Annotated in this window: 1 pseudogene; it reads left to right on the top strand. The window is 71.7% G+C overall.

Annotated features, from left to right (window positions below):
- Positions 1–121 precede the first annotated feature (121 nt).
- Positions 122–304: pseudogene (locus tag ACVMYR_RS33210) on the top strand (hypothetical protein); the annotation flags it as partial.

Below are 304 nucleotides of genomic sequence, written 5' to 3'. Positions count from 1 at the left end.
TCCTCCTTCTTCCCCCCGTTGTTCGTTGTTCGGGCGCCTCGACGTGGTGCTCGCACACCCCCCGCCATCCCCCTCCGGCGGATGTGGGACGTGTGCCGACCCCCCGATAGGAGACACCCCCATGAACACGACCATCCTGCGTAAGAGCGTCCTCGGCATCGCCGGACTCGCGTTCGCCGGCGGCCTCGCCGCCGGCCCCCTCAACCACGCCATCGACACCGGCACCGGCACTGTCGACGCGCGGCCCGTCGCCGCCGCACAGGCCGACACGACCACCGACGCCGGGAAGCTGATCCCCCACGGC

Source organism: Micromonospora sp. PTRAS2 (genome assembly GCF_054052245.1).
Note: the sequence above shows the minus strand (reverse complement) of the source record. Positions and strands in the feature narration are given on the sequence as shown.